We start from the raw sequence: 20,184 nt of genomic DNA, 5'->3' as shown, positions 1-20,184 counted from the left end.
CCGGGCAACACCCAACCGATCAAGGAAACACAGCATGAAATCGATTCGCGTCCTGGCGCTGTGCCTCTGCATGAGCGTGAGTGTCGCCCCGGCAGTGGCCGCCGAACTGGTGGATCCGCCATCCATCGCCGTGCCCGCGGGGCGCGACGCCGGCGCAGTGGCCAAAGCCATCAAGCTGGGCCTGGCGCAGTCGCAATGGGCCGTTGCCGGAGAAGAGCCCGGCCACATCGTCGGCCTGTTCACGCTGCGCACGCACATCGCCAAGGTCGACATCCGTTACGACACGAGCCAGGTCGCGATCACCTACCTCGACAGCACCAACCTCAAGTACGAGCAGGAGGAGAACGGCCAGCGCAGTATCCACGGCAACTACAACAAGTGGACCGCCGTCGTCGCCAGCAACATCGCGACCGCGCTGTCGCGTAGCGACCTGGACACCGTCGACCTGGCTACCGCCGCGCCGGCGCAGCTGCGCGCGCCCGTCAATCCGCCGCCGGCAGAGCGGTTTTCCAATTTCAACCGCTTCCAGCTGATGCCAATCTCCCTGGAGGCGCCCTACGCCGGCCAGGATCCCAACGAGCGGGCCGCTGCGAAGATCGCGGAGCAGCTCGGCATTGGCCTGGGGGCGACCCTGGAAAGCTGGAACGGCAAGGCCGCCGCCAGTCCGCGGCTGCTGCGCATCGAACCGCGCATCGAGCAGATCCGCTTCATCGGCGTGGGTGCGCGCATCTTCGTCGGCGCCATGGCCGGCAGCTCCTCGGTCACCCTGAAGGTGCGTTTCGTGGACGGCCAGACCGGGACCCTGGTCGCGGAACCCAGCTTCACCGTCCGGTCCGCCGGGAGCAAGTCAGCCTTCGGTGTCGGCGACAACCTGATGCTGAACCGGGTCGCCGAGCTGGTACAAAGGTACGTTGCCGACAACTACAACGAGGCGGTGGGCGGCATGCAGTCCCCGCTGCCCTGACGGACCCACAGGCTCGCGGGCGCCATCGGGACCATGCGCCGCGGTTGGTGTACTCCGACTGCGGACCGGCAACAGGCAACCACCGAATTCTGAGAAGCCCTGAAGATGAAGCTGCTTCGTATCCTGCTGCTCTGCATCCCGATGGCCGTACCGGTGGCCATGGCCGCGCAACTGGTCGATCCCGAACCCATGTCGGTGCCGGCGGGTCTCGACGAAGCCGCCGTGGCCAACGCCATCAGGCTCGGACTCGGGCAAGCCCGATGGAAACCCGAGTCGGAGGAACCCGGTCGGATCATCGGCATGTACAGGAACAAGCTGCACATCGCCAGGGTCGGCATCCGCTATGACCGGGACCAGGTGAAAATCGCCTATCTCGACAGCTCCAGCCTGGGCTACGAGGAAAGCGGCGGCGTGCGCAACATCCACCGCGCCTACAACGGCTGGGTGGCACAGCTCTCCGGGAAGATCCAGTCGGAACTGGGGCGCGACAATCTGGATACGGTAGACGTCGCCGCGGCAATCAACGACATGCCGCCCCGCAGCGGCATCAAGCGCATGCCGGTGCAGGACGTGCTGGACTCTGCGGAGGCCCAGGGCCCGCTCGACGGCACGGTGCAATTCCATTTCGCCGGCCAGCCCAGGCCGGAGGTGCTCGAACAACTCGGAACGCAGGCCACCAACCGGGTGACCAGCGCGGCGGGTCGCAGCGATGAGGAAGCCTGCCGCTGGGCCATGCTGGCGGCCCTCAAGGACCTCCAGGCCGAGGCGAAGAAGCAGGGCGCGAATGCGGTGGTCGACATCCACAGCAACTACCGGGGCTGGGTCTACAATAGTCCAACCCAGTACGAATGCCACTCCGGCATGGTCAATGCGAAGCTGACGATCCGGGGCACGATCGCCAAGGTCCGTGAACCGTAGCGCAGCGTGACGCGTTCAGCAGCCGCCGCGCACGGAATGCTTCAGACTTTCCGCAAGCCCCGTAAGCCAATCCTCGTATAGCGATCAGGAGAATTCAGGATGAACAAGCTTTCCCTCGCCACCGCTGCGGCACTCCTTGCCGCGAGCGCCATGCAGCCGGCCCTGGCCCGCGACGACAAGCATCTGCTGCCGATCCAGGATGTCCTGGATTCCGCGGATGCGCAGGGCAAGCTGGGCGACGACGTCAAGCTGCACTTCTCCACCCAGCCCCAGCCGGCGATTGCCAAGACGCTGGGAGGCGACAGCAGCAACGCCAAGACCAACGCCGCCAACAAGTCCGATGAGGAGGCCTGTCGCTGGGCTATGCTGACGGCGCTGATGAAGCTGCAGGCAAAGGCCCGGACCCTCGGCGCCGACGCCGTCGTGGACATCAAGAGCAACTACAGGAACGTGCCGTTCGAGAGCGCCACCGAATACGAGTGCCACGCCGGCGCGATCATGGCCGGCGTCTCGCTGCGCGCGACCTACGCCAAGCTGAAGTGAGCATCACGCTCCGGCTCGCCCGCTACGCCGCGCTGGATGCCGCGGCGCAGTCGGCAGGCCTGGGCTTTCTCAGCAGCAGCGAGCGGCGGCGCCACGACTCATTCACCGCCGCCGCGAGGCGTCAGCAGTTCGTCGCCTCGCGCTGGTTGGCGCGGGAACTGCTGGCGGAACACTACGGCGGCCAGCCTCTGGACTGGGAACTGAGTTCCGAACCCAATGCGCCGCCCGCCGTAGCCTCCGGTGACTACAGGCATCTGAAGCTGGGCCTGTCGCATAGCGGCGGATGGGTCGGCTGCGCGGTATCGGAGCATCCGGTCGGGCTGGACCTGGAAACACTCACCCGCCCGCGCAAAGTCATGCTGATCGCCGCCACGGCCTGCAATGAAGCGGAGTGCGCCGAGCTCTCGGCCCTGCCGCCGGACCGGCAGCTGGCAGTGTTCTACCGCATGTGGACGCTCAAGGAAGCCTGGCTCAAGCAGCGTGGGCTGGGACTGGATTTCTCGCTGATGCGTGGCCTGCATGCCCAGCCTGCGAAAGGGGCGGCGTCCGCGCTCACGCTGGAGTCTTCCGCTGCCGGCCTCTGCGCCGCGGTCACGGCCGACGCCATCTCCGGGCCGCTGAACCTGCAGGCCGAGGGCCTGCGCTTCGAAACCTCAGGCTGGAGCCTGGAGTCGCGCGGCAGCTGAGCCGCGCTTGAGCAGCGTCAGCAGCGGCCCCGTCATCATCGTGGTGGCCAGCGCCATCAGCACCATGATCGCGAAGATGCGGTCGCTGAGGAAACCCAGGTCGTAGCCGATGTTCAGCACCACCAGCTCCATCAGGCCGCGCGTGTTCATCAGCGCGCCCAGTGCCAGCGCGTCGCGCCAGCCCTGACCGCTGGCGCGCGAGGCCAGTGTCGCGCCGCCGAGCTTGCCCAGTGTCGCCACCGCGATCACCCCCGTGCACATCAGCCAGTCCGCCCCCTCCAGCAAGCCGATCTGCGTGCGCAGACCGGTGAAGGCGAAGAACAGCGGCAGCAGGATCGCACCGGCGAAGGGCTCGATGCGCTCGGTCACCAGTTCACGCAGCTGGCGTTGCCCCGACACTGCCACGCCGGCCAGGAAGGCGCCGAACAAGGCATGCACGCCGATGACCTCGGTGACCCACGCGCAACCCAGGGCGAACAGCAGCAATGCCACGATGCGACCAGAGGCCTCGCCGTCGCGCAGACGCGCCAGGCGCGGGCGCAGCAAGCCAACCAGGGCGGCGATGAACAGCACGGTGGCCACCAGCGTCGGCAGGGCCGTCCCGGCGCCCTGGGCCTGTCCGAGCGCGATCACCAGGGCCAGCAGGCACCAGGCGGTGACGTCGTCGATCGCCGCGCAGGCGATGGCCGTCTCGCCCAGCGGTGTTCCCATCAGTCCGCGCTCGCGCAGGATGCGCGCCAGCACCGGGAAGGCGGTGATGCTCATGGCAATGCCCATGAACAACGCGAAGGACGCAAAGCCCACGCCGGTCGGTGCGTAAGGCCGGTACAACGCCAGCGCCGACAGCACGCCGAGCAGGAAGGGCAGCAGGATGCTGGCATGGCTGACCAGCAGGGCCTGTGCGCGCTGTTGCCGCAGCCGCGCGAGATCCAGTTCTGCACCGACGCCGAACAGGAAGACGATCACGCCGATCAGGCTCAGCAGCTTCAGCGAGCCCAGCGAAGCCGGTGGGAACAGCCAGGCCTGGGTCTCGGGCAGCAGCAGGCCGAACAGCGAGGGGCCGAGGAAGATGCCGGCCAGCATTTCGCCGATCACCGGCGGTTGTCCGAAACGCTGCGCGACGCGGCCCATCAGCTTGGCGGCGATCACCACCGCGACGATCTGCAGCAGCAGGCGCGGCAGCGGCTCCTGCAGGTGCTGGAGCCAGTGGGCCAGCGCGCCGGAATCGGGCTTCACGGCGGTAGCCGTGGCCGGGACGTGAAGCCACTCGGAGCCCCAGCTGATGGCCAGCACAACCCCCAGGACGCTGCTGAAAAGCAAGCTGCAGTAGAAGAGCCAGGGTTTGCGCATCGGATGGCGGAAAAAGGCGGCGGAGTCGCCAAGGATAGCGCCGCACGGGGGCTTGTGGATTCCCTGCCGCGAGGCGGACCGAAAAACGGATCGAAAAAGAGAACGGGTGCTTATGGACGGACAAAAAGAAAGGGCCGCTGTACAAGCGGCCCTCTCTGAGTTACATCCGCAGACTCGCTACGCTAGGATCCCCACGCCTTTGGGCGCGGGTATGATGGCTTATCGCGGACTGACATTGAGTCAGTCCGCGACCGGGCCATCAAATCCACTCGGCTCGGGCCTTTAGTGGAACTGCTCTTCTTCGGTCGAACCGGTGAGAGCCTTGACGCTGGACGAGCCGCCCTGGATCACGGTGGTGACGTCGTCGAAGTAGCCGGTGCCGACTTCCTGCTGGTGCGACACGAAGGTGTAGCCCTGCTCGCGAGCGGCGAACTCCGGCTCCTGCACCATGTTCACGTAGTGCTTCATGCCCTCGCCCTTGGCGTAGGCCTGGGCGAACTGGAACGTGTTGTACCAGTTGATGTGGATGCCGGCCAGCGTGATGAACTGGTACTTGTAGCCCAGGTCCGACAGGTCCTGCTGGAACTTGGCGATCTGCGTGTCGTTCAGGTTCTTCTTCCAGTTGAACGACGGCGAGCAGTTGTAGCTCAGCAGCTTGCCCGGGCACTCCTTGTGCACGGCCTGCGCGAACTCGCGGGCGAAGCCGATGTCCGGCACGCCCGTCTCGCACCAGACCAGGTCGGCGTACGGCGCGTAGGCGACGCCGCGGCTGATGGCCTGCTCGAGACCGTTCTTGACGCGGAAGAAGCCTTCCTGCGTGCGCTCGCCGGTGAGGAACGGCTTGTCGTTCGGATGGTAGTCCGAGGTGATCAGGTTGGCGGCTTCGGCGTCCGTACGGGCCAGCACGATGGTCGGCACGCCCAGCACGTCGGCGGCGAAGCGGGCAGCGATCAGCTTCTCGATGGCTTCCTGCGTCGGGACGAGCACCTTGCCACCCATGTGGCCGCACTTCTTGGCAGCGGCCAGCTGGTCTTCGAAGTGCACGCCGGCGGCGCCGGAGACGATCATGTTCTTCATCAGCTCGAAGGCGTTCAGCACGCCGCCGAAGCCGGCTTCGGCGTCAGCCACCACCGGCAGGAAGTAGTCGATGTAGCCCTTGTCGCCGGGGCCGATGCCACGGCTCCACTGGATTTCGTCGGCACGGGTGAAGGTGTTGTTGATGCGGCGAACCATGGTCGGCACGGAGTCGTACGCGTACAGCGACTGGTCCGGGTACATGGTTTCGCTGGTGTTGCCGTCGGCGGCAACCTGCCAGCCGGACAGGTACACGGCTTCCAGGCCAGCCTTGGCCTGCTGCATCGCCTGGCCAGCGGTGATCGCGCCGAAGGCGTTGACGTAGCCCTTCTTGGCTTCACCGTTGATGAGCCGCCACAGCTTCTCGGCGCCGCGCTTGGCCAGGGTGTGGTCGATGGCAACGCTGCCGCGCAGGCGGACCACGTCGGCGGCCGAGTAGCCACGCTTGACCAGCTTCCAGCGGGGGTTGGTCGCCCAGTCATGCTCAAGGGCCTTGATCTGCTCGTCACGCGTCGTCATTGCAACTGTCCTCTCGGTGAAAACCAATGGTGAAGAAAAAAGTGTCGGAGATGGCCCTGCGGCCGCCTCAGTTCAGGTACTCGTAGGCCGGCAGCGTCAGGAAGTCGCCGCACTGGCTGTTGGTGCTCATGCGGGCGAACATGCCGGCGGCCTCGGCGTAGCGGCCCTTGTAGTAGCGCTCGTCGCCGAAGGACTTGCGCAGACCGGCCAGCTCCTCGTCGATCATGCCCAGCACCAGCTCGCGGGTGACGGTACGGCCGTCGGCCAGCTTGGCGTTGTACTTGAGCCACTGCCAGACCTGCACGCGCGAAATCTCGGCGGTGGCGGCGTCTTCCATCAGGTTGTGCAGCGGCACGCAGCCGTTGCCCTTGATCCAGGCTTCGAGGTACTGGATGCCGACATTGACGTTGTTGCGCAGGCCGGCTTCGGTGATCTGGCCTTCCGGCACGCGCAGCAGGTCGTCGGCCTTGATCTTGCGCTCGGCGAACTTCTTGTCGATCTGGTTCGGCTGCGGCATGTGCTCGTTGAACACTTCCATCGCCACCGGCACCAGGCCCGGGTGCGCCACCCAGGTGCCGTCGTGGCCGTTGTTGACCTCGCGCAGCTTGTCGGTGCGGACCTTGGCGAAGATCTCTTCGTTCTTGGCCGCGTCCTTGGTCGGGATGAAGGCAGCCATGCCGCCCATCGCCTGCGCATTGCGCTTGTGCGTGGTCTGGCACAGCAGCTTGGAGTAGCTGTCCAGGAAGTGGCGGTCCATGCCGACGCTGAGGCGGTCCGGGATCATGCGGTCGCCGTGGGCACGGTAGGTCTTGATGAAGCTGAAGATGTAGTCCCAGCGGCCGCAGTTCAGGGCGACGATATGGTCGCGCAGTTCATACAGGATTTCTTCCATCTCGAACGAGGCCCAGATGGTCTCGATCAGCACGGTGGCCTTGATGGTCTTCTGCGGAATCTTCAGCTCGGTCTGGGCATCCTTGAAGATGCTGTTCCAGAGGCGCGCTTCCAGGTGCGACTGCATCTTCGGCAGGTAGAAGTACGGGCCGGTGCCGCGCTTCAGCAGTTCCTTGGCGTTGTGGAAGAAGTACAGCGCGAAGTCGACGATGCCGCCGGGGGCCGGCTCGCCGTCGACCAGGATGTGCTTTTCCAGCAGGTGCCAGCCGCGCGGACGCACGATCAGCGTGGCGATTTCCTTGTTGAGCTTGTACTCCTTGCCCTCGGGCGAGGTGAAGGAAATCTTGCGGCGCACGGCGTCGAACAGGTTGACCTGGCCGTCGATCATCAGTTCCCAGGTCGGGCTGGCCGAATCCTCGAAGTCCGCCATGAAGCATTTGGCGCCGGAGTTCAGCGCATTGATGATCATCTTGCGGTCCACCGGACCGGTGATCTCGACGCGACGATCCTGCAGATCGGCCGGGATGCCGGCGATCTTCCACTTGCCGTCGCGGATCTTCTTGGTTTCCTTGAGGAAGCCGAGCTTCATCTTGCCGGCGTCGACAGCGGCCTGGCGCACGTCGCGGTAGGCCATCAGCACTTCGCGGCGGGCCGCATGCTTGCGGACCAGTTTGGCGACGAACTTGAGCGCTTCCGGCGTGAGGATTTTCTTGGCGGCCGGAGTCATCTGGCCGAGGATTTCCACACCTTTCACTGCGCTCATTCGGGCCTCGTCTTTGTTAGGGTTGAAAAAAGCCGCGGAAGAATACAGAACACCCCTATTTATTGCAATGCAGCAGAAACATGCCGCCAGATGGCGTCAATTGTCATGTATTGCCATTCGGCGCGCATTTGCCGCCATGCAAAAAAACCAGCAAAAAATGTCGATTCCGGTCGCTTTGTGTCACCTGCGAATCTACACTTGCAGCATAGGCTCACTCATTGATTCCGTTGAGGAAGCGTTCAGTCGAACCATGGAGGGTTCATGAACCAGGCGGTACCCGCAGGCAGCTTTCAAGTCACCCTCACCGGCCGTCGCCTGAGCCCCGTCACCGATGCGGAACTGCTGCAGCGTCTGCGCGAGCAGTTCGGCCTCAGCGCCGAACAAGCCGTGCAGCTGCTGGTAGGGCCGCTGATCGTACGCCAGTCCCTGGAACTGAAGTTCGCCGCCAAGGTGGCCAGCGCCTTCCGCGCCTGCGGCATGGAGGCGCTGGTAGAGCCGATGACCGGCGCCGAGGCCAGCGCGCAGCCGGAACCCCTGCTCTCCGGCGCCAGTCGCGACCCCGGCCCGCCCGCGGCCAACGCCGCGGAAACGCCGCTGTCGGCGCTGGAAGCCCTGGCGCGGCAGGTACCGCCTGCCAGCCGGCTGGACGCGGCACGCCAGCGACAGATCCGCAACGGCAGCCTGCTCTGCGCGGCTGTCCGCGGGGCCTACATCGGCTTCACCGCCCTGGTGGTGGCCGGCTGGATCCTGGCGCTGGTCCGCAGCGTCCTGGCGCTGGCTGACGGCAGCCTGCTGGGTTTCGTCTACGCGATCCTGGTCCCGGGCCTGGGTGGCCTGCTGCTGATCGGCCTGCTGCTGTGGCCGCTATTGGCGCCGCGGCGCCCGGTGGTGGGACGCCTGCGCCTGGACCCGGCGCAGGAGCCGGAGCTCTTCCGTGCCCTGGCGGCCCTCAGCACCGCCCTGGGTGTTCCGGCGCCGGCCGAGGTCGTGCTCGACGGCGGTGCAAGCCTGAGCATCAAGCCCCTGTCCGGCGGCAGCGTCCGGCTGCGCGTGGGACTGCCGCTGCTGGCCAGTCTCAGCGCCCGCGAAATGACCGGCCTGATGGCGCAGCAGCTGGCCCTGCAGGCCGGCGGTAGCGACCTGCTGCGCATCCTCAAAATCCAGCGCTGGCTGGAGCAACGCGCCTATGACGGCGATCTCTGGGACGAAGCCCTGGAACGCAGCCAGAAGCAGGCCCGATCCGGCGCCGGCCAGACGATGGGCCGCATGATCGCGGCCGGCCTCGGCGTCGGCCGCCTGCTGATGGCGGGGCTGTACCACCTGAGCCTGCTCCTGGGCCGCAAGGCCCTGCACATCGCCGCCTTTGAAGCCGACCGCCGCGCAGCCACCGTGGTCGGCAGCCGCCTGTTCCAGCCGATGCTGCGCAACCAGCGCGCGGTCGACCAGGCCACCGACGAGGTGCGTGCACTGGCCAGCCAGCCCGTGGCCACGCCCGGCCAGCAGCTGCCGGAGGACCTGTTCGACGCCATCGCCGACCAGTTCCGCGCCACCGACGCGGCCAGCCTGGCCGCCATCGATGGCGAGCTGGAAAGCCTCGAAGAGGAATCCCCGAAGCGGCCGGCCTGGGGCGAACGCATCTCGCGGGTGATGCAGCTGCAGGCGGCGCCGCGCTACGCCTCGTCCCTGCCCGCACGACTCTTGCTGGACCAGTACGAGCTGTATTGCCTGAGACTGAGCCGCGAGTGGTACGAGCGCGAGGGCATCGTCCGTCCGGCCGCCAGCACCTCCTCCACTCATTCCGGCCTGACGCCGGCCATGCGCGCCACCCGCGAGATGCAGCGCGAGACCCTGGAGCGCTATTTCAACGGCCAGTTCCGGCCCTGGCCGTTGCTGCAGCCGATGCCGCCGGCCGACTCCGACATCGTCGGCCTGGGATGGCAGGGCACCATCGATACCCTGCGGCGGCGCTCGCCGGAACTGATCCAGGACTGGGTGTCGGCCGCCGAATGGGACCGGCGCCGCGCGCCGCTGTTGCTGGCAGCGGGGCTGGGCATGAAACCCTCGAAGTTCGGCCTCAGCGGCTGCGACCACCTTGCGCAGCCCGACATCTGGCGCCTGCTCGACGAAGTGCGCCGTCGCGATACCGACGCGCACCATCGCCTGACCGAAGACCTGAAGCTGCATGCCTTCCGCATCGAATGCGCGATCCGCGCCATGATGGACCAGGAGCGCCTGCAGGCCGAGTTCCTGCGCACGCTGCTGCAGCGCCTGCATGAAATGGAGGCGGACGCATCGATGCTGTCGGAACTGCACCGTGCCTCGCTCGCCCTGCAGACCCTCGCTGCCGATGGCCAGCACCAGGACGCGCAGAAGGACCTCAACGAGTCGCTGCGCCTGTTCCGCGGCCATGCCCACCGCCTGCTCAACGCCGGCCACACTGCCGCCCAGACGGTGCTGGAAGGTGGCAGCGTCAGCGGCTACCTGTTGCTGCGCTGCCCGCTGGCCGGGACCGAGCGCGGCACCGATGCGGCGCGCTACATGCAGGACGCGGAGGGCATGGCGGAGGCGTTCCAGGACCTCTACCAGGCCGCGCTGGGCGAGTTGGTGGGCCTCTGCGAACGCGCCGAGCGCGCCAGTGGCATCCAGCCGATCCGCAAGCTCGATCCGATGTCGCTGGGGTTGTAGCCGAGGCATCCATTGCGGGAGCGAGCCTGCTCCTGCATTCAGACAAACGAAGAAGCCGCCCTGAAGGCGGCTTCTTCGTTTGCAACAGCTGTGCTTACTTGTGGATCGCCGTATCGCTGACCAGGATGCCGTCGCCATCCGCATAGAGCCATGCGCCCGGCTTGAAGGTCACGCCGGCAAACACCACCACCTTGTCGCGGTGCGCGGTGTGCAGGCCCTTCTCCGACTTGCGCGGATGCGTGGCGATGGCCTTGACGCCGATCTGCTGGTTCTCGATCTCGGCAGTATCACGGATGCAGCCGTTGACCACGATGCCGGCCCAGCCGTTCTTCTCGCCGAGCACGCCAAGATTGCCTCCCACCAGCGCGCAGCGCAGCGAGCCGCCGCCGTCGACCACCAGCACGCGGCCCTCGCCCTTCTCTTCCAGGGCGGCACGCACCGAGGCGTTGTCCTCGAACACCTTTAGCGTGGTGATCGGGCCATGGAAGGCCAGCACGCCGCCGAAGTCGGCGAAGATCGGCTCGGCAACCTGCGCCTCCGGATGGGCGTCGGACAGGTCGGTGGTGGCGGTACTCATGCGGGTTTCCTCAGGAACTTGGGAAGGAGGGCAGTCAGGATGGCGTAGACCACCAGGCCAAAGAAGGAGATGAGCACCCAGCCCGGCAAGCTGATGCCCAGCCACTGCGCATCGATCTTGGCGCAGTTGCCGTCGCCGCGCAGCACGGTCTGCACGACCTCGCCCAGCGGCAACATCTCCATCAGGTAGTCCAGCGTCGGGCCGCAGGCCGGCACCTGGTCGGGCGGCAGGCTCTGCAGCCAGACGTGGCGCGCGGCGATGCCGGCACCGACCAGCGAGAACATGCTGACCAGGAAGACGTAGACCCACTGCCCCCAGGCCTTCGGCCCGTGGATGAAGGCGGCCAGGAAGGCAAAGCCCACGGCGATCATCGCCACGCGCTGGAACATGCAGAACGGACAGGGCTCGTAGCCCTTGTACTGCAGGTACAGCGCGAAGCACAGGGCGAACTGGATGCCCAGGAAGCCGAGCAGGTTCAGCTGACGATAGCTAAGGGTCATGGTCTCAATACGGGCTGGTGGAGGATCAGGCGACCGCGACCGGAATCTTGCCGATCTTGGCCTGCCAGATCTTCGGACCGGTGTTGTGCACGGAAGTGCCCTTGCTGTCGACCGCCACGGTCACCGGCATGTCCTTGACGTCGAACTCGTAGATCGCTTCCATGCCGAGGTCGCCGAAGCCCAGCACCTTGGCGCTCTTGATCGCCTTGGACACCAGGTAAGCCGCACCGCCCACCGCCATCAGGTAAGCCGCCTTGTGCTTCTTGATCGACTCGATCGCCACCGGGCCGCGCTCGGACTTGCCGATCATCACGCGCAGGCCGGTCTGGGCCAGCATCATCTCGGTGAACATGTCCATGCGCGTGGCCGTGGTCGGGCCGGCCGGGCCCACCGCCTCGTCGCGCACCGCATCGACCGGGCCGACGTAGTAGATCGCGCGGCCGGTGAAGTCCACCGGCAGCTTCTCGCCCTTCTTCAGCATGTCGGCGATGCGCTTGTGCGCGGCGTCGCGGCCCGTCAACATTTTTCCGTTCAGCAGCAGGATGTCGCCCGGTTCCCAGCTGGCAATCTCGGCGTCGGTGAGCGTGTCGAGGTTGACGCGCTTGGCCGTCTTCTCGTCGGCCTTCCAGGTGACCTGCGGCCAGTCTTCCAGCTTCGGCGTTTCCAGCTCGGCCGGGCCTGTGCCGTCGAGGTGGAAGTGCACGTGTCGGGTGGCGGCGCAGTTGGGGATCATCGCCACCGGCAGCGAGGCGGCGTGCGTCGGATAGTCCATGATCTTCACGTCCAGCACCGTCGTCAGGCCACCCAGGCCCTGGGCGCCGATGCCCAGCGCATTGACCTTGTCCATCAGCTCCAGGCGCAGTTCCTCGATGCGGCTCAGTTCGATGCCGGCAGCGGCGCGCTCGCGCAACTCGTGGATGTCCACCGGCGCCATCAGCGATTCCTTGGCCAGCAGCATCGCCTTCTCCGGCGTGCCGCCGATGCCGATACCGAGGATGCCCGGCGGGCACCAGCCGGCGCCCATCGTCGGCAGCGTCTTGATCACCCAGTCCACGATGGAATCGGACGGGTTGAGCATCACCATCTTCGACTTGTTCTCCGAGCCGCCACCCTTGGCGGCACAGATCACCTCGAGGTGATCGCCCGCCACGATCTCGTAGTGCACCACGGCCGGCGTGTTGTCCTTGGAGTTCATGCGCTTGCCCGCCGGGTCCAGCAGCACCGAGGCGCGCAGCTTGTTGTCCGGGTGGTTGTAGGCGCGGCGCACGCCCTCGTTGACCATGTCCTGCACCGACAGCGTCGCGTCCCACTTCAGGTTCATGCCCACCTTGAGGAACACCACGGCGATGCCCGTGTCCTGGCAGATCGGGCGATGGCCCTCGGCGCACATGCGCGAGTTGGTCAGGATCTGCGCGATCGCATCCCTGGCCGCCGGCGACTCTTCCCGCTCATAGGCCGCGCCCAGCGCCTGGATATAGTCCAGCGGATGGTAGTAGCTGATGTACTGGAAGGCATCGGCGATGGACTGGATGAAATCGTCTTGCTTGATCGTGGCCATGGGCTCTGGAAAACCTGTCTCTATGGATGGGTCAGGAACTGCCGGACGGTCCGGCGTGAATGCCACCCTCGGTAAGGGCGGCGGGGTCCAGCAATTTGCGCAGGGTTTCCTCGTCCAGCCCGCTCTGCTCGCGGGCCACGTCGAGGACCGACCGGCCTTCCTTGTACGCCTGCTTGGCGATCGCCGCACCCTTCTCGTAGCCGATCACGGCATTGGCGGCGGTGATCAGGATCGGGTTGCGCGACAGCGCCTCCTCGATGCGCGCCTCGCGCACCTTGAAGCCGGCGATGCTCTTGTCCGCCAGCAGGCGCGACACGTTGGCCAGCAGGCGGATCGACTCCAGCAGGTTATGCGCGATCAGCGGCAGCATGACGTTGAGCTGGAAGTTGCCGCTCTGCCCGGCGATGGTGATGGTGGCGTCGTTGCCGATGACCTGGGCCGCGACCATCGCCGTGGCCTCCGGGATCACCGGGTTGACCTTGCCGGGCATGATGCTGGAGCCGGGCTGCAGGGTCGGCAGCTCGATCTCGCCCAGGCCGGCCAGGGGTCCCGAGTTCATCCAGCGCAGATCGTTGGCGATCTTCATCAGGCTCACCGCCACGGTCTTGAGTTGGCCGGACAGTTCCACCGCCGCGTCCTGCGACGACAGGCTCTCGAAGAAGTCCGGGCTGGGCTTGAACCGCGCGCCCGTGCGCTTCGACAGGCTGCGCGCAAAGCGCAGCGCGAATTTCGGGTGGGCATTGATGCCGGTACCCACCGCCGTGCCGCCCTGGGCCAGCAGCCGCACCCGGTCCAGCGCCATGGAGACGCGGTCGCGGCCATAGCGGAGCTGCTGCGCCCAGCCGCCCATTTCCTGGTCGAAACGCACCGGCATGGCGTCCATCAGGTGGGTGCGGCCGGTCTTGACCTGGCCGGCAAGGCCGGCGGCCTTCTTCTCCAGCGTCTTCTGCAGGTGCTTGAGCGCCGGCAGCAGGTTTTCCTCGCAGGCCAGCACGGCGGCCACGTGGATCGCCGTGGGGATCGCGTCGTTGGACGACTGGCCGTAGTTGACCTCGTCGTTGGGGTGCACGGCGCGGCCCGCGCGCTTGCTGGCGAGGTGGGCGATCACCTCGTTGGCATTCATGTTGCTGGAGGTGCCGGAGCCGGTCTGGAACACATCCACCGGGAACTGGGCGTCATGCTGCCCCTCGGCCACTTCCAGCGCCGCCGCCGTGATGGCCGCGGCCGCCGCGGCGTCGATGAGCCCCAGTTCGGCGTTGACCTCGGCGGCGCTGGCCTTGATCAGGCCCAGGGCGCGGATGAACTCGCGCGGCATGCGCAGGCCGGAAACCGGGAAATTCACCACCGCCCGCTGGGTTTGCGCCCCCCACAGCGCGTCCCGGGGGACTTCGAGTTCCCCAAGGCTGTCTTTTTCGATGCGAATGCGGGACATGCGGCGGCTTCGGGGGGGTCTTGGTAAAATGGGCGTAAATCCTACCAAATCGCCCCTTTCGATGAATCTCACCTCCCTGTCCGCCGTCTCCCCCATCGATGGCCGTTACGCTGAAAAAACCGTCAAATTGCGGGAAATCTTCAGCGAATTCGGCCTGATGCGCTTCCGCGTGCTGGCCGAGATCCGCTGGCTGCAGGCCCTGGCGGCGCACGCGGGCATCCCCGAGGTGAAGCCCCTGTCCGCATCGGCGCAGGAAAAACTGGAGAAAATCGCCTCCGGCTTCGACATCCAGGAAGCCCAGCGGGTCAAGTCCATCGAGGACACCACCAACCACGACGTCAAGGCGGTGGAGTACTACCTCAAGGAGAAGATCGGCAACCACGCCGAACTGGCCATGGTGAAGGAATTCATCCACTTCGCCTGCACCTCCGAGGACGTCAACAACCTGTCCCACGCGCTGATGCTGAAGGAGGCCCGCGAGCAGGTGCTGCTGCCGCAGATCGACAAGCTGATCGGGGCCATTGCCGCCCTGTCGCGCAGCTACTCCGAGCAGCCGATGCTGACGCGCACCCACGGCCAGCCGGCCTCGCCGTCCACCGTCGGCAAGGAAATGGCCGTGTTCGTGCATCGCCTGGTCCGCCAGCGCGAACAGCTCGCCGCGGTGCAGCTGCTGGGCAAGGCCAACGGTGCCGTCGGCAACTGGAGCGCCCATTACGCCGCCTACCCGGACGTGGACTGGCCGGTGTTCTCGGCCGCTTTCATCAAGGGCCTGGGCATCGAGTCGAGCCCGGCGACCACGCAGATCGAACCGCACGACTACATCGCCGAGTATTTCCATGCGCTGAGCCGCACCAACACCATCCTCATCGACTTCTGCCGCGACGTCTGGGGCTACATCTCCCTGGGCTACTTCAAGCAGCGCACCATCGCCGGCGAAGTCGGCAGCTCGACCATGCCGCACAAGGTCAACCCGATCGACTTCGAGAACGCCGAGGGCAACCTCGGCATGGCCAACGCGATCATGCAGCACCTGGCCGAGAAGCTGCCGATCTCGCGCTGGCAGCGTGACCTGACGGACTCCACCGTGCTGCGCAACCTCGGCGTCGGCGTGGCCCACTCCCTGGTGTCCTACCAGGCCATCGCCAAGGGCATCGGCAAGCTGGAGGGCGACGCCTGGAAGATGGGCCAGGACCTCGACGCCAACTGGGAAGTGCTGGGCGAGGCGATCCAGACCGTCATGCGCCGCCACGGCCTGCCGGAGCCCTACGAGCAGCTCAAGCGCCTGACCCGCGGCCAGAAGGTCGGCAAGGAACAGCTGCGCGAGTTCATCAAGGGCCTGGCCCTGCCGGAAGAAGACAAGCAGCGCCTGCTGGCGATGACCCCGGGCAGCTACACCGGCAACGCCGTGCAGCAGGCCAAGGGCGTCTGACGCGCTCATGGTGGACACCACGCCGCCAGCCGACGCGGAACCGGCACCCGCCGCGGTCAGCGGCGTGGTGGCGTTCACCGAGCACGCCGTGCTGGTGGCCAGGGCCGCGCGCATGGACATCGTGATCTGCAGCGACACGCTGGACCGGCGCATCTACGGCGACGAGGCCTTCGTCGCCGCGGTACGCAGCTTCGTGCTGGCCCACCGCCGCGCACGCCTGCGCGTGCTGGTGCGCCGGCCCGGCACCACCATGCGCGGCGCCCACCGCCTGGTGGAACTGGGCCGCGCCTTGAGCAGCCGCATCGAATTCCGCGAACCGCTGCCGGAGCGTACGCTGTCGCAGGACGAATACCTGCTGGCGGACGAGAAGGCGCTATTGCTGCGCAGTTCGCCCGAAGAGATCGACGCCAAGTACCTGCCGCACGCGCCGCTGGACGCGCGCCAGATGCTGCGCACGTTCAATGCGATCTGGGAAGAATCGGTGCCGGCGCAGGAACTGCGCGACCTGCGGCTGTAGGAGTTACCCCTATCGAGCAGCCGCGGCCTCGCGCTCCGCCAGCAGCTTGAGGTTCAACAGCCCCGCCTCATAGTCCTTGCCGACCATGCCGTCGAGCATCAATCCGAACCAGCGGCCGAGGATGTTGCCCTGGAAGCTGGTTTCGTAGAGCCAGGTCACGCGCGTGCCCTCGCCCTCCGGCTGCAGCGTGAAGCTGGAGCGGTTGTCGCCGTCGAAGCCGGTGTACTGCAGCTGCATGCGCACGCGCTCGTTGGGCAGCGACTCGATGATCTCGAGGCTGCCGGAGCCGACGCTCTCCTGCTCGCTGTGCCAGGCCTGGCGCGCACCGACGCCCTCGGCCGGGCCGGAGCGTTCGGTCTTCATCGCAGGGTCCATCTTCGCCCAGGGCTGCCACTGGTTGAAGCGCGTGAAGCCGTTGACCAGCGGGAAGATCTGCGCCGGGCTGGCCTGCACCAGCACCGAGCGCTCGATGCGCGCGGTGTCGGGCAGCACGAAGAAACCGACGCCGATCAGCACCGCGATCAGGATCAGTGTGCCCAGCACGAAGTTGCGCAACACGCTCACGGGCATCGCTGCGCTCCGGCTACTTCAGGTGCTCGTCGATGAAGCTCTTGGCGCGGTTCAGCCAGGACGAGGTTTCCGGGTGGTGGTGACCGCCGTCCTTGCCCTCCAGCGTCTTGCCGAAATCGCGCAGCAGGTCTTTCTGCTGCCGGCTGAGCTTGACCGGGGTTTCCACCATGACGGTGCAGTACAGGTCACCGGTGGCGGAGCTGCGGATGGAGCGCACACCCTTGCCGCGCAGGCGGAACTGCTTGCCGCTCTGCGTGCCGTCGGGGATGTCCATCTCTGCCTTGCTGTCCAGCGTCGGCACTTCCAGCTTGCCGCCCAGGGCCGCGGTGACGATCGAGATCGGCACGGTGCAGTGCAGGTCGTTGCCGTCGCGCTCGAAGAAGTCGTGCGGGTGCACGTTGATCTGCACGTACAGGTCGCCCGGCGTGGCGCCCTTGTCGCCCGGCTCGCCTTCGCCGGTCAGGCGGATGCGGTCGCCGGTGTCGACACCGGCGGGGATCTTCACTTCCAGCGTTTTCTCGCGCTTGAGCTTGCCGGCACCGCGGCAGCTCTTGCAGGGATCGGTGATGGTGGTACCGCGGCCGCGGCAGTGCGGGCAGGTCTGCTGCAGCACGAAGAAGCCCTGCTGCACGCGCACCTGACCGGCGCCCTTGCAGGTCGGGCAGGACGAGGGCTTCTTGCCGTCGGCGGTGCCGTTGCCATGGCAGGGCTCGCACTCGCCCCAGGTGGGAATGCGGATGGACTCGGTGCTGCCGAACACCGCCTGCTCCAGCGTCAGCTCCATCATGTAGCGCAGGTCCGCGCCGCGGCGCGGACCACCGCGCCCGCCACCGCCGCCGCCACCGAAGATGTCGGCGAAGACGTCGCCGAAGATGTCCGAGAACCCGCCGGCGCCGCCGCCGAAACCGCCCGGCCCGCCGCGCTGCAGGCCCTCATGGCCGTGCTTGTCGTAGACCGCGCGCTTCTGCGCGTCGCAGAGCACCTCGTAGGCCTCGTTGGCTTCCTTGAATTTCTCCTCGGCCGCCTTGTCGCCCGGATTGCGGTCCGGGTGGTACTTCATCGCCAGCTTGCGATAAGCCTTCTTCAGCTCATCCTCGTTGGCCGTCTTCTCGACCCCGAGTACGTCGTAGTAATCGCGCTTCATCCGCCTGCGTCCCCAATTCGCTGTCTAGAACAGCAATGCAAAACCCGCTCCCAGAAACGCGGAAGGGGCGAGGCGCGGCAGCATTGCCGTGAGCCTCACCCCTTTGCCCGCATGGGCTTACTTCTTGTCCTTCACCTCGGTGAACTCGGCGTCCACGACGTCGCCGTCCTTGGAGCCGCCACCGGCGGAAGCGCCACCCGGAGCCTCGGCGCCTGCGGCGCCGCCTTCGGCCGCCTTGGCGGCGTAGACGCGCTCCATCAGCTTGCCGGAGGCTTCGGTCAGGGCCGTGGTCTTGGCCTCGATCTCGGCCTTGTCCTCGCCCTTCGCCGCTTCACGCAGCGCGGCCAGTGCATCCTCGATGGCCTTCTTCTCGTCGGCCTGCACCTGCTCGCCCAGGTCCTTCAGCGACTTCTCGACGGCGTGCGCCATGCCCTCGGCCTGGTTGCGCGCGGTCAGCAGTTCGCCGAACTTCTTGTCTTCCTCGGCATGGGCCTCGGCGTCCTTCACCATCTTCTGGATCTCGTCTTCCGACAGGCCCGAGTTGGCGGTGATGCGGATCGACTGCTCCTTGCCGGTGGCCTTGTCCTTGGCGGTGACGTGCAGGATGCCGTTGGCGTCGATGTCGAAGATCACCTCGACCTGCGGCATGCCGCGCGGCGCCGGCGCGATGCCGGCCAGGTCGAAGCGGCCCAGCGACTTGTTGGCCGAGGCCACTTCACGCTCGCCCTGGTAGACCTGGATCGTCACGGCGGTCTGGTTGTCCTCGGCCGTGGTGAAGGTCTCCGACTTCTTGGTCGGGATCGTGGTGTTCTTCTCGATCAGCTTGGTCATGCGGCCGCCCTGGGTCTCGATACCCAGCGACAGCGGGGTCACGTCGAGCAGCAGCACGTCCTTGCGGTCGCCGGACAGCACGGCACCCTGCACGGCGGCGCCCACGGCGACGGCCTCGTCAGGATTGACGTCCTTGCGCGGCTCCTTGCCGAAGAAGTTCTTGACCGCTTCCTGCACCTTGGGCATGCGCGTCTGGCCGCCGACCAGGATCACGTCCTGGATCTCGCTGGCCTTGAGGCCGGCATCCTTCAGCGCGATCCTGCAGGGCTCCATCGACTTGGCGATCAGGTCGTCGACCAGCGACTCCAGCTTGGAGCGGGTCAGCTTGATGTTCAGGTGCTTGGGGCCCGAGGCGTCGGCCGTGATGTACGGCAGGTTGACCTCGGTCTGCGTGGTCGAGGACAGCTCGATCTTGGCCTTTTCGGCAGCTTCCTTCAGGCGCTGCAGGGCCAGCGGGTCCTTGTGCAGGTCGATGCCCTGCTCCTTCTGGAACTCGCCGGCGATGTACTCGATCACGCGATGGTCGAAGTCTTCGCCGCCCAGGAAGGTGTCGCCGTTGGTGGCCAGCACCTCGAAGGACTTCTCGCCGTCGGCCTCGACGATGTCGATGATCGACACGTCGAAGGTGCCGCCGCCGAGGTCATAGACCGCGATCTTGCGGTCGCCCTTGACCTTGTCCAGGCCGAAGGCCAGCGCGGCCGCGGTCGGCTCGTTGATGATGCGCTTGACCTCGAGGCCGGCGATGCGACCGGCGTCCTTGGTGGCCTGGCGCTGGCTGTCGTTGAAGTAGGCCGGCACCGTGATGACCGCCTCGGTCACCGGGTGGCCGAGATAGTCCTCGGCGGTCTTCTTCATCTTCATCAGGATTTCGGCGGACACCTGCTGCGGCGCCAGCTTCTTGCCCTTGACGTCGACCCAGGCGTCGCCGTTGTCGGCCTTGATGATCTTGAACGGCGAGTGCTTGACCGCCTTCTGGACCTCGGCATCCTCGAAACGGCGGCCGATCAGGCGCTTCACCGCGTACAGGGTGTTGTGCGGGTTGGTCACGGCCTGGCGCTTGGCGGCGCGGCCGGTGATCGGGTTGGCGTCGTCGGTGTAGGCGACGATGGACGGCGTGGTGCGCTCGCCCTCGGCATTTTCGATGACCTTGACGCTGCCGCCTTCGAGGACGGCAACGCAGCTGTTGGTGGTGCCGAGGTCGATACCGATGATCTTGGACATTGCTCAGATACT

17 protein-coding genes are annotated in these 20,184 nt (G+C 66.5%); 7 read left to right on the top strand and 10 right to left on the bottom strand.

The annotated features are described in order from the left end of the window. The first annotated feature begins 34 nt into the window (after positions 1-34). The 4 genes from D0B54_RS11550 to D0B54_RS11535 all read left to right on the top strand — a co-directional run bounded on the left by D0B54_RS11550 (position 35) and on the right by D0B54_RS11535 (position 3,111). Positions 35-964, top strand: coding sequence for a hypothetical protein (locus D0B54_RS11550; protein WP_117291476.1), 930 nt, complete (start codon positions 35-37; stop codon positions 962-964). Positions 965-1,069: 105 nt separating this feature from the next. Continuing rightward, on the top strand, positions 1,070-1,882 hold the full coding sequence (locus tag D0B54_RS11545) for a hypothetical protein (RefSeq protein WP_117291475.1): 813 nt from the start codon (positions 1,070-1,072) through the stop codon (positions 1,880-1,882). Positions 1,883-1,981: 99 nt separating this feature from the next. Next, positions 1,982-2,425, top strand: a complete 444-nt coding sequence (locus tag D0B54_RS11540) for an excinuclease ATPase subunit (protein ID WP_117291474.1) — start codon at positions 1,982-1,984, stop codon at positions 2,423-2,425. Further along, positions 2,422-3,111, top strand: coding sequence for a 4'-phosphopantetheinyl transferase family protein (locus D0B54_RS11535; protein WP_117291473.1), 690 nt, complete (start codon positions 2,422-2,424; stop codon positions 3,109-3,111). Before D0B54_RS11540 ends, D0B54_RS11535 begins: the two co-directional genes overlap by 4 nt. Here D0B54_RS11535 and D0B54_RS11530 read toward each other — a convergent pair. The 3 genes from D0B54_RS11530 to aceB form a co-directional block, all read right to left on the bottom strand. Next, a complete protein-coding gene (locus tag D0B54_RS11530) occupies positions 3,079-4,347 on the bottom strand; it encodes a cation:proton antiporter domain-containing protein (RefSeq protein WP_162932355.1) in 1,269 nt (422 codons plus the stop codon). The genes D0B54_RS11535 and D0B54_RS11530 overlap by 33 nt on opposite strands. A gap of 396 nt (positions 4,348-4,743) precedes the next feature. Continuing rightward, positions 4,744-6,054, bottom strand: coding sequence for an isocitrate lyase (gene aceA / locus D0B54_RS11525; protein ID WP_117291471.1), 1,311 nt, complete (start codon positions 6,052-6,054; stop codon positions 4,744-4,746). A gap of 67 nt (positions 6,055-6,121) precedes the next feature. Next, positions 6,122-7,708: a malate synthase A gene (aceB, locus tag D0B54_RS11520; RefSeq protein ID WP_117291470.1), complete on the bottom strand. Its 1,587-nt coding sequence runs from the start codon at positions 7,706-7,708 to the stop codon at positions 6,122-6,124. A gap of 261 nt (positions 7,709-7,969) precedes the next feature. Here aceB and D0B54_RS11515 point away from each other — a divergent pair, with 261 nt between their 5' ends. After that, positions 7,970-10,393: a hypothetical protein gene (locus D0B54_RS11515; RefSeq protein ID WP_117291469.1), complete on the top strand. Its 2,424-nt coding sequence runs from the start codon at positions 7,970-7,972 to the stop codon at positions 10,391-10,393. Between the two features lie 94 nt (positions 10,394-10,487). On the opposite strand, the gene rraA is transcribed toward D0B54_RS11515, so the two are convergent. Genes rraA through D0B54_RS11495 form a run of 4 tightly spaced genes read right to left on the bottom strand, consistent with a single transcriptional unit; the run spans position 10,488 to position 14,460 of the window. Further along, on the bottom strand, positions 10,488-10,970 hold the full coding sequence (rraA, locus tag D0B54_RS11510; protein ID WP_117291468.1) for a ribonuclease E activity regulator RraA: 483 nt from the start codon (positions 10,968-10,970) through the stop codon (positions 10,488-10,490). Further along, positions 10,967-11,470, bottom strand: coding sequence for a disulfide bond formation protein B (locus D0B54_RS11505; RefSeq protein WP_117291467.1), 504 nt, complete (start codon positions 11,468-11,470; stop codon positions 10,967-10,969). The genes rraA and D0B54_RS11505 overlap by 4 nt, the downstream gene beginning before the upstream one ends. Positions 11,471-11,495: 25 nt before the next feature. Then, positions 11,496-13,028, bottom strand: coding sequence for a fumarate hydratase (locus D0B54_RS11500; protein WP_117291466.1), 1,533 nt, complete (start codon positions 13,026-13,028; stop codon positions 11,496-11,498). 31 nt (positions 13,029-13,059) lie between these two features. Next, a complete protein-coding gene (locus D0B54_RS11495; protein ID WP_117291465.1) occupies positions 13,060-14,460 on the bottom strand; it encodes a class II fumarate hydratase in 1,401 nt (466 codons plus the stop codon). Between the two features lie 61 nt (positions 14,461-14,521). Between D0B54_RS11495 and purB the strand changes: the two genes are divergently transcribed. Both purB and D0B54_RS11485 read left to right on the top strand, forming a co-directional pair. Beyond that, positions 14,522-15,889, top strand: coding sequence for an adenylosuccinate lyase (gene purB, locus D0B54_RS11490; RefSeq protein ID WP_117291464.1), 1,368 nt, complete (start codon positions 14,522-14,524; stop codon positions 15,887-15,889). A gap of 7 nt (positions 15,890-15,896) precedes the next feature. Continuing rightward, positions 15,897-16,406 carry a DUF7931 domain-containing protein gene (locus D0B54_RS11485; RefSeq protein WP_117291463.1) on the top strand — a complete coding sequence of 170 codons (510 nt, stop codon included), beginning with the start codon at positions 15,897-15,899 and terminating at the stop codon, positions 16,404-16,406. A gap of 9 nt (positions 16,407-16,415) precedes the next feature. On the opposite strand, the gene D0B54_RS11480 is transcribed toward D0B54_RS11485, so the two are convergent. The 3 genes from D0B54_RS11480 to dnaK all read right to left on the bottom strand — a co-directional run bounded on the left by D0B54_RS11480 (position 16,416) and on the right by dnaK (position 20,172). Continuing rightward, entirely contained in the window at positions 16,416-16,976 is a 561-nt protein-coding gene (locus D0B54_RS11480; protein ID WP_117291462.1) for an SRPBCC family protein, read from the bottom strand. Positions 16,977-16,989: 13 nt separating this feature from the next. Beyond that, positions 16,990-18,120 carry a molecular chaperone DnaJ gene (gene dnaJ, locus D0B54_RS11475; RefSeq protein WP_117291461.1) on the bottom strand — a complete coding sequence of 377 codons (1,131 nt, stop codon included), beginning with the start codon at positions 18,118-18,120 and terminating at the stop codon, positions 16,990-16,992. Positions 18,121-18,237: 117 nt separating this feature from the next. Next, a complete protein-coding gene (dnaK, locus tag D0B54_RS11470) occupies positions 18,238-20,172 on the bottom strand; it encodes a molecular chaperone DnaK (RefSeq protein ID WP_117291460.1) in 1,935 nt (644 codons plus the stop codon). Between the last annotated feature and the right edge of the window lie 12 nt (positions 20,173-20,184).

It is taken from the genome of Solimonas sp. K1W22B-7, from assembly GCF_003428335.1.
In the GTDB taxonomy this organism is placed as follows: domain Bacteria; phylum Pseudomonadota; class Gammaproteobacteria; order Nevskiales; family Nevskiaceae; genus Solimonas_A.
The sequence above is the reverse complement of the archived record's forward strand: the minus strand, read 5'-3'. Positions and strand labels throughout refer to the sequence as shown.

Bases quoted from the DNA above. Each gene is read 5' to 3' on its own strand.
- purB (WP_117291464.1), top strand. From the start codon at position 14,522: ATGAATCTCACCTCCCTGTCCGCCGTCTCCCCCATCGATGGCCGTTAC.
- aceA (WP_117291471.1), bottom strand. From the start codon at position 6,054: ATGACGACGCGTGACGAGCAGATCAAGGCCCTTGAGCATGACTGGGCG.
- D0B54_RS11495 (WP_117291465.1), bottom strand. From the start codon at position 14,460: ATGTCCCGCATTCGCATCGAAAAAGACAGCCTTGGGGAACTCGAAGTC.
- D0B54_RS11485 (WP_117291463.1), top strand. From the start codon at position 15,897: ATGGTGGACACCACGCCGCCAGCCGACGCGGAACCGGCACCCGCCGCG.
- rraA (WP_117291468.1), bottom strand. From the start codon at position 10,970: ATGAGTACCGCCACCACCGACCTGTCCGACGCCCATCCGGAGGCGCAG.
- dnaK (WP_117291460.1), bottom strand. From the start codon at position 20,172: ATGTCCAAGATCATCGGTATCGACCTCGGCACCACCAACAGCTGCGTT.
- D0B54_RS11480 (WP_117291462.1), bottom strand. From the start codon at position 16,976: ATGCCCGTGAGCGTGTTGCGCAACTTCGTGCTGGGCACACTGATCCTG.
- D0B54_RS11545 (WP_117291475.1), top strand. From the start codon at position 1,070: ATGAAGCTGCTTCGTATCCTGCTGCTCTGCATCCCGATGGCCGTACCG.
- aceB (WP_117291470.1), bottom strand. From the start codon at position 7,708: ATGAGCGCAGTGAAAGGTGTGGAAATCCTCGGCCAGATGACTCCGGCC.
- D0B54_RS11500 (WP_117291466.1), bottom strand. From the start codon at position 13,028: ATGGCCACGATCAAGCAAGACGATTTCATCCAGTCCATCGCCGATGCC.
- dnaJ (WP_117291461.1), bottom strand. From the start codon at position 18,120: ATGAAGCGCGATTACTACGACGTACTCGGGGTCGAGAAGACGGCCAAC.
- D0B54_RS11550 (WP_117291476.1), top strand. From the start codon at position 35: ATGAAATCGATTCGCGTCCTGGCGCTGTGCCTCTGCATGAGCGTGAGT.
- D0B54_RS11515 (WP_117291469.1), top strand. From the start codon at position 7,970: ATGAACCAGGCGGTACCCGCAGGCAGCTTTCAAGTCACCCTCACCGGC.
- D0B54_RS11505 (WP_117291467.1), bottom strand. From the start codon at position 11,470: ATGACCCTTAGCTATCGTCAGCTGAACCTGCTCGGCTTCCTGGGCATC.
- D0B54_RS11540 (WP_117291474.1), top strand. From the start codon at position 1,982: ATGAACAAGCTTTCCCTCGCCACCGCTGCGGCACTCCTTGCCGCGAGC.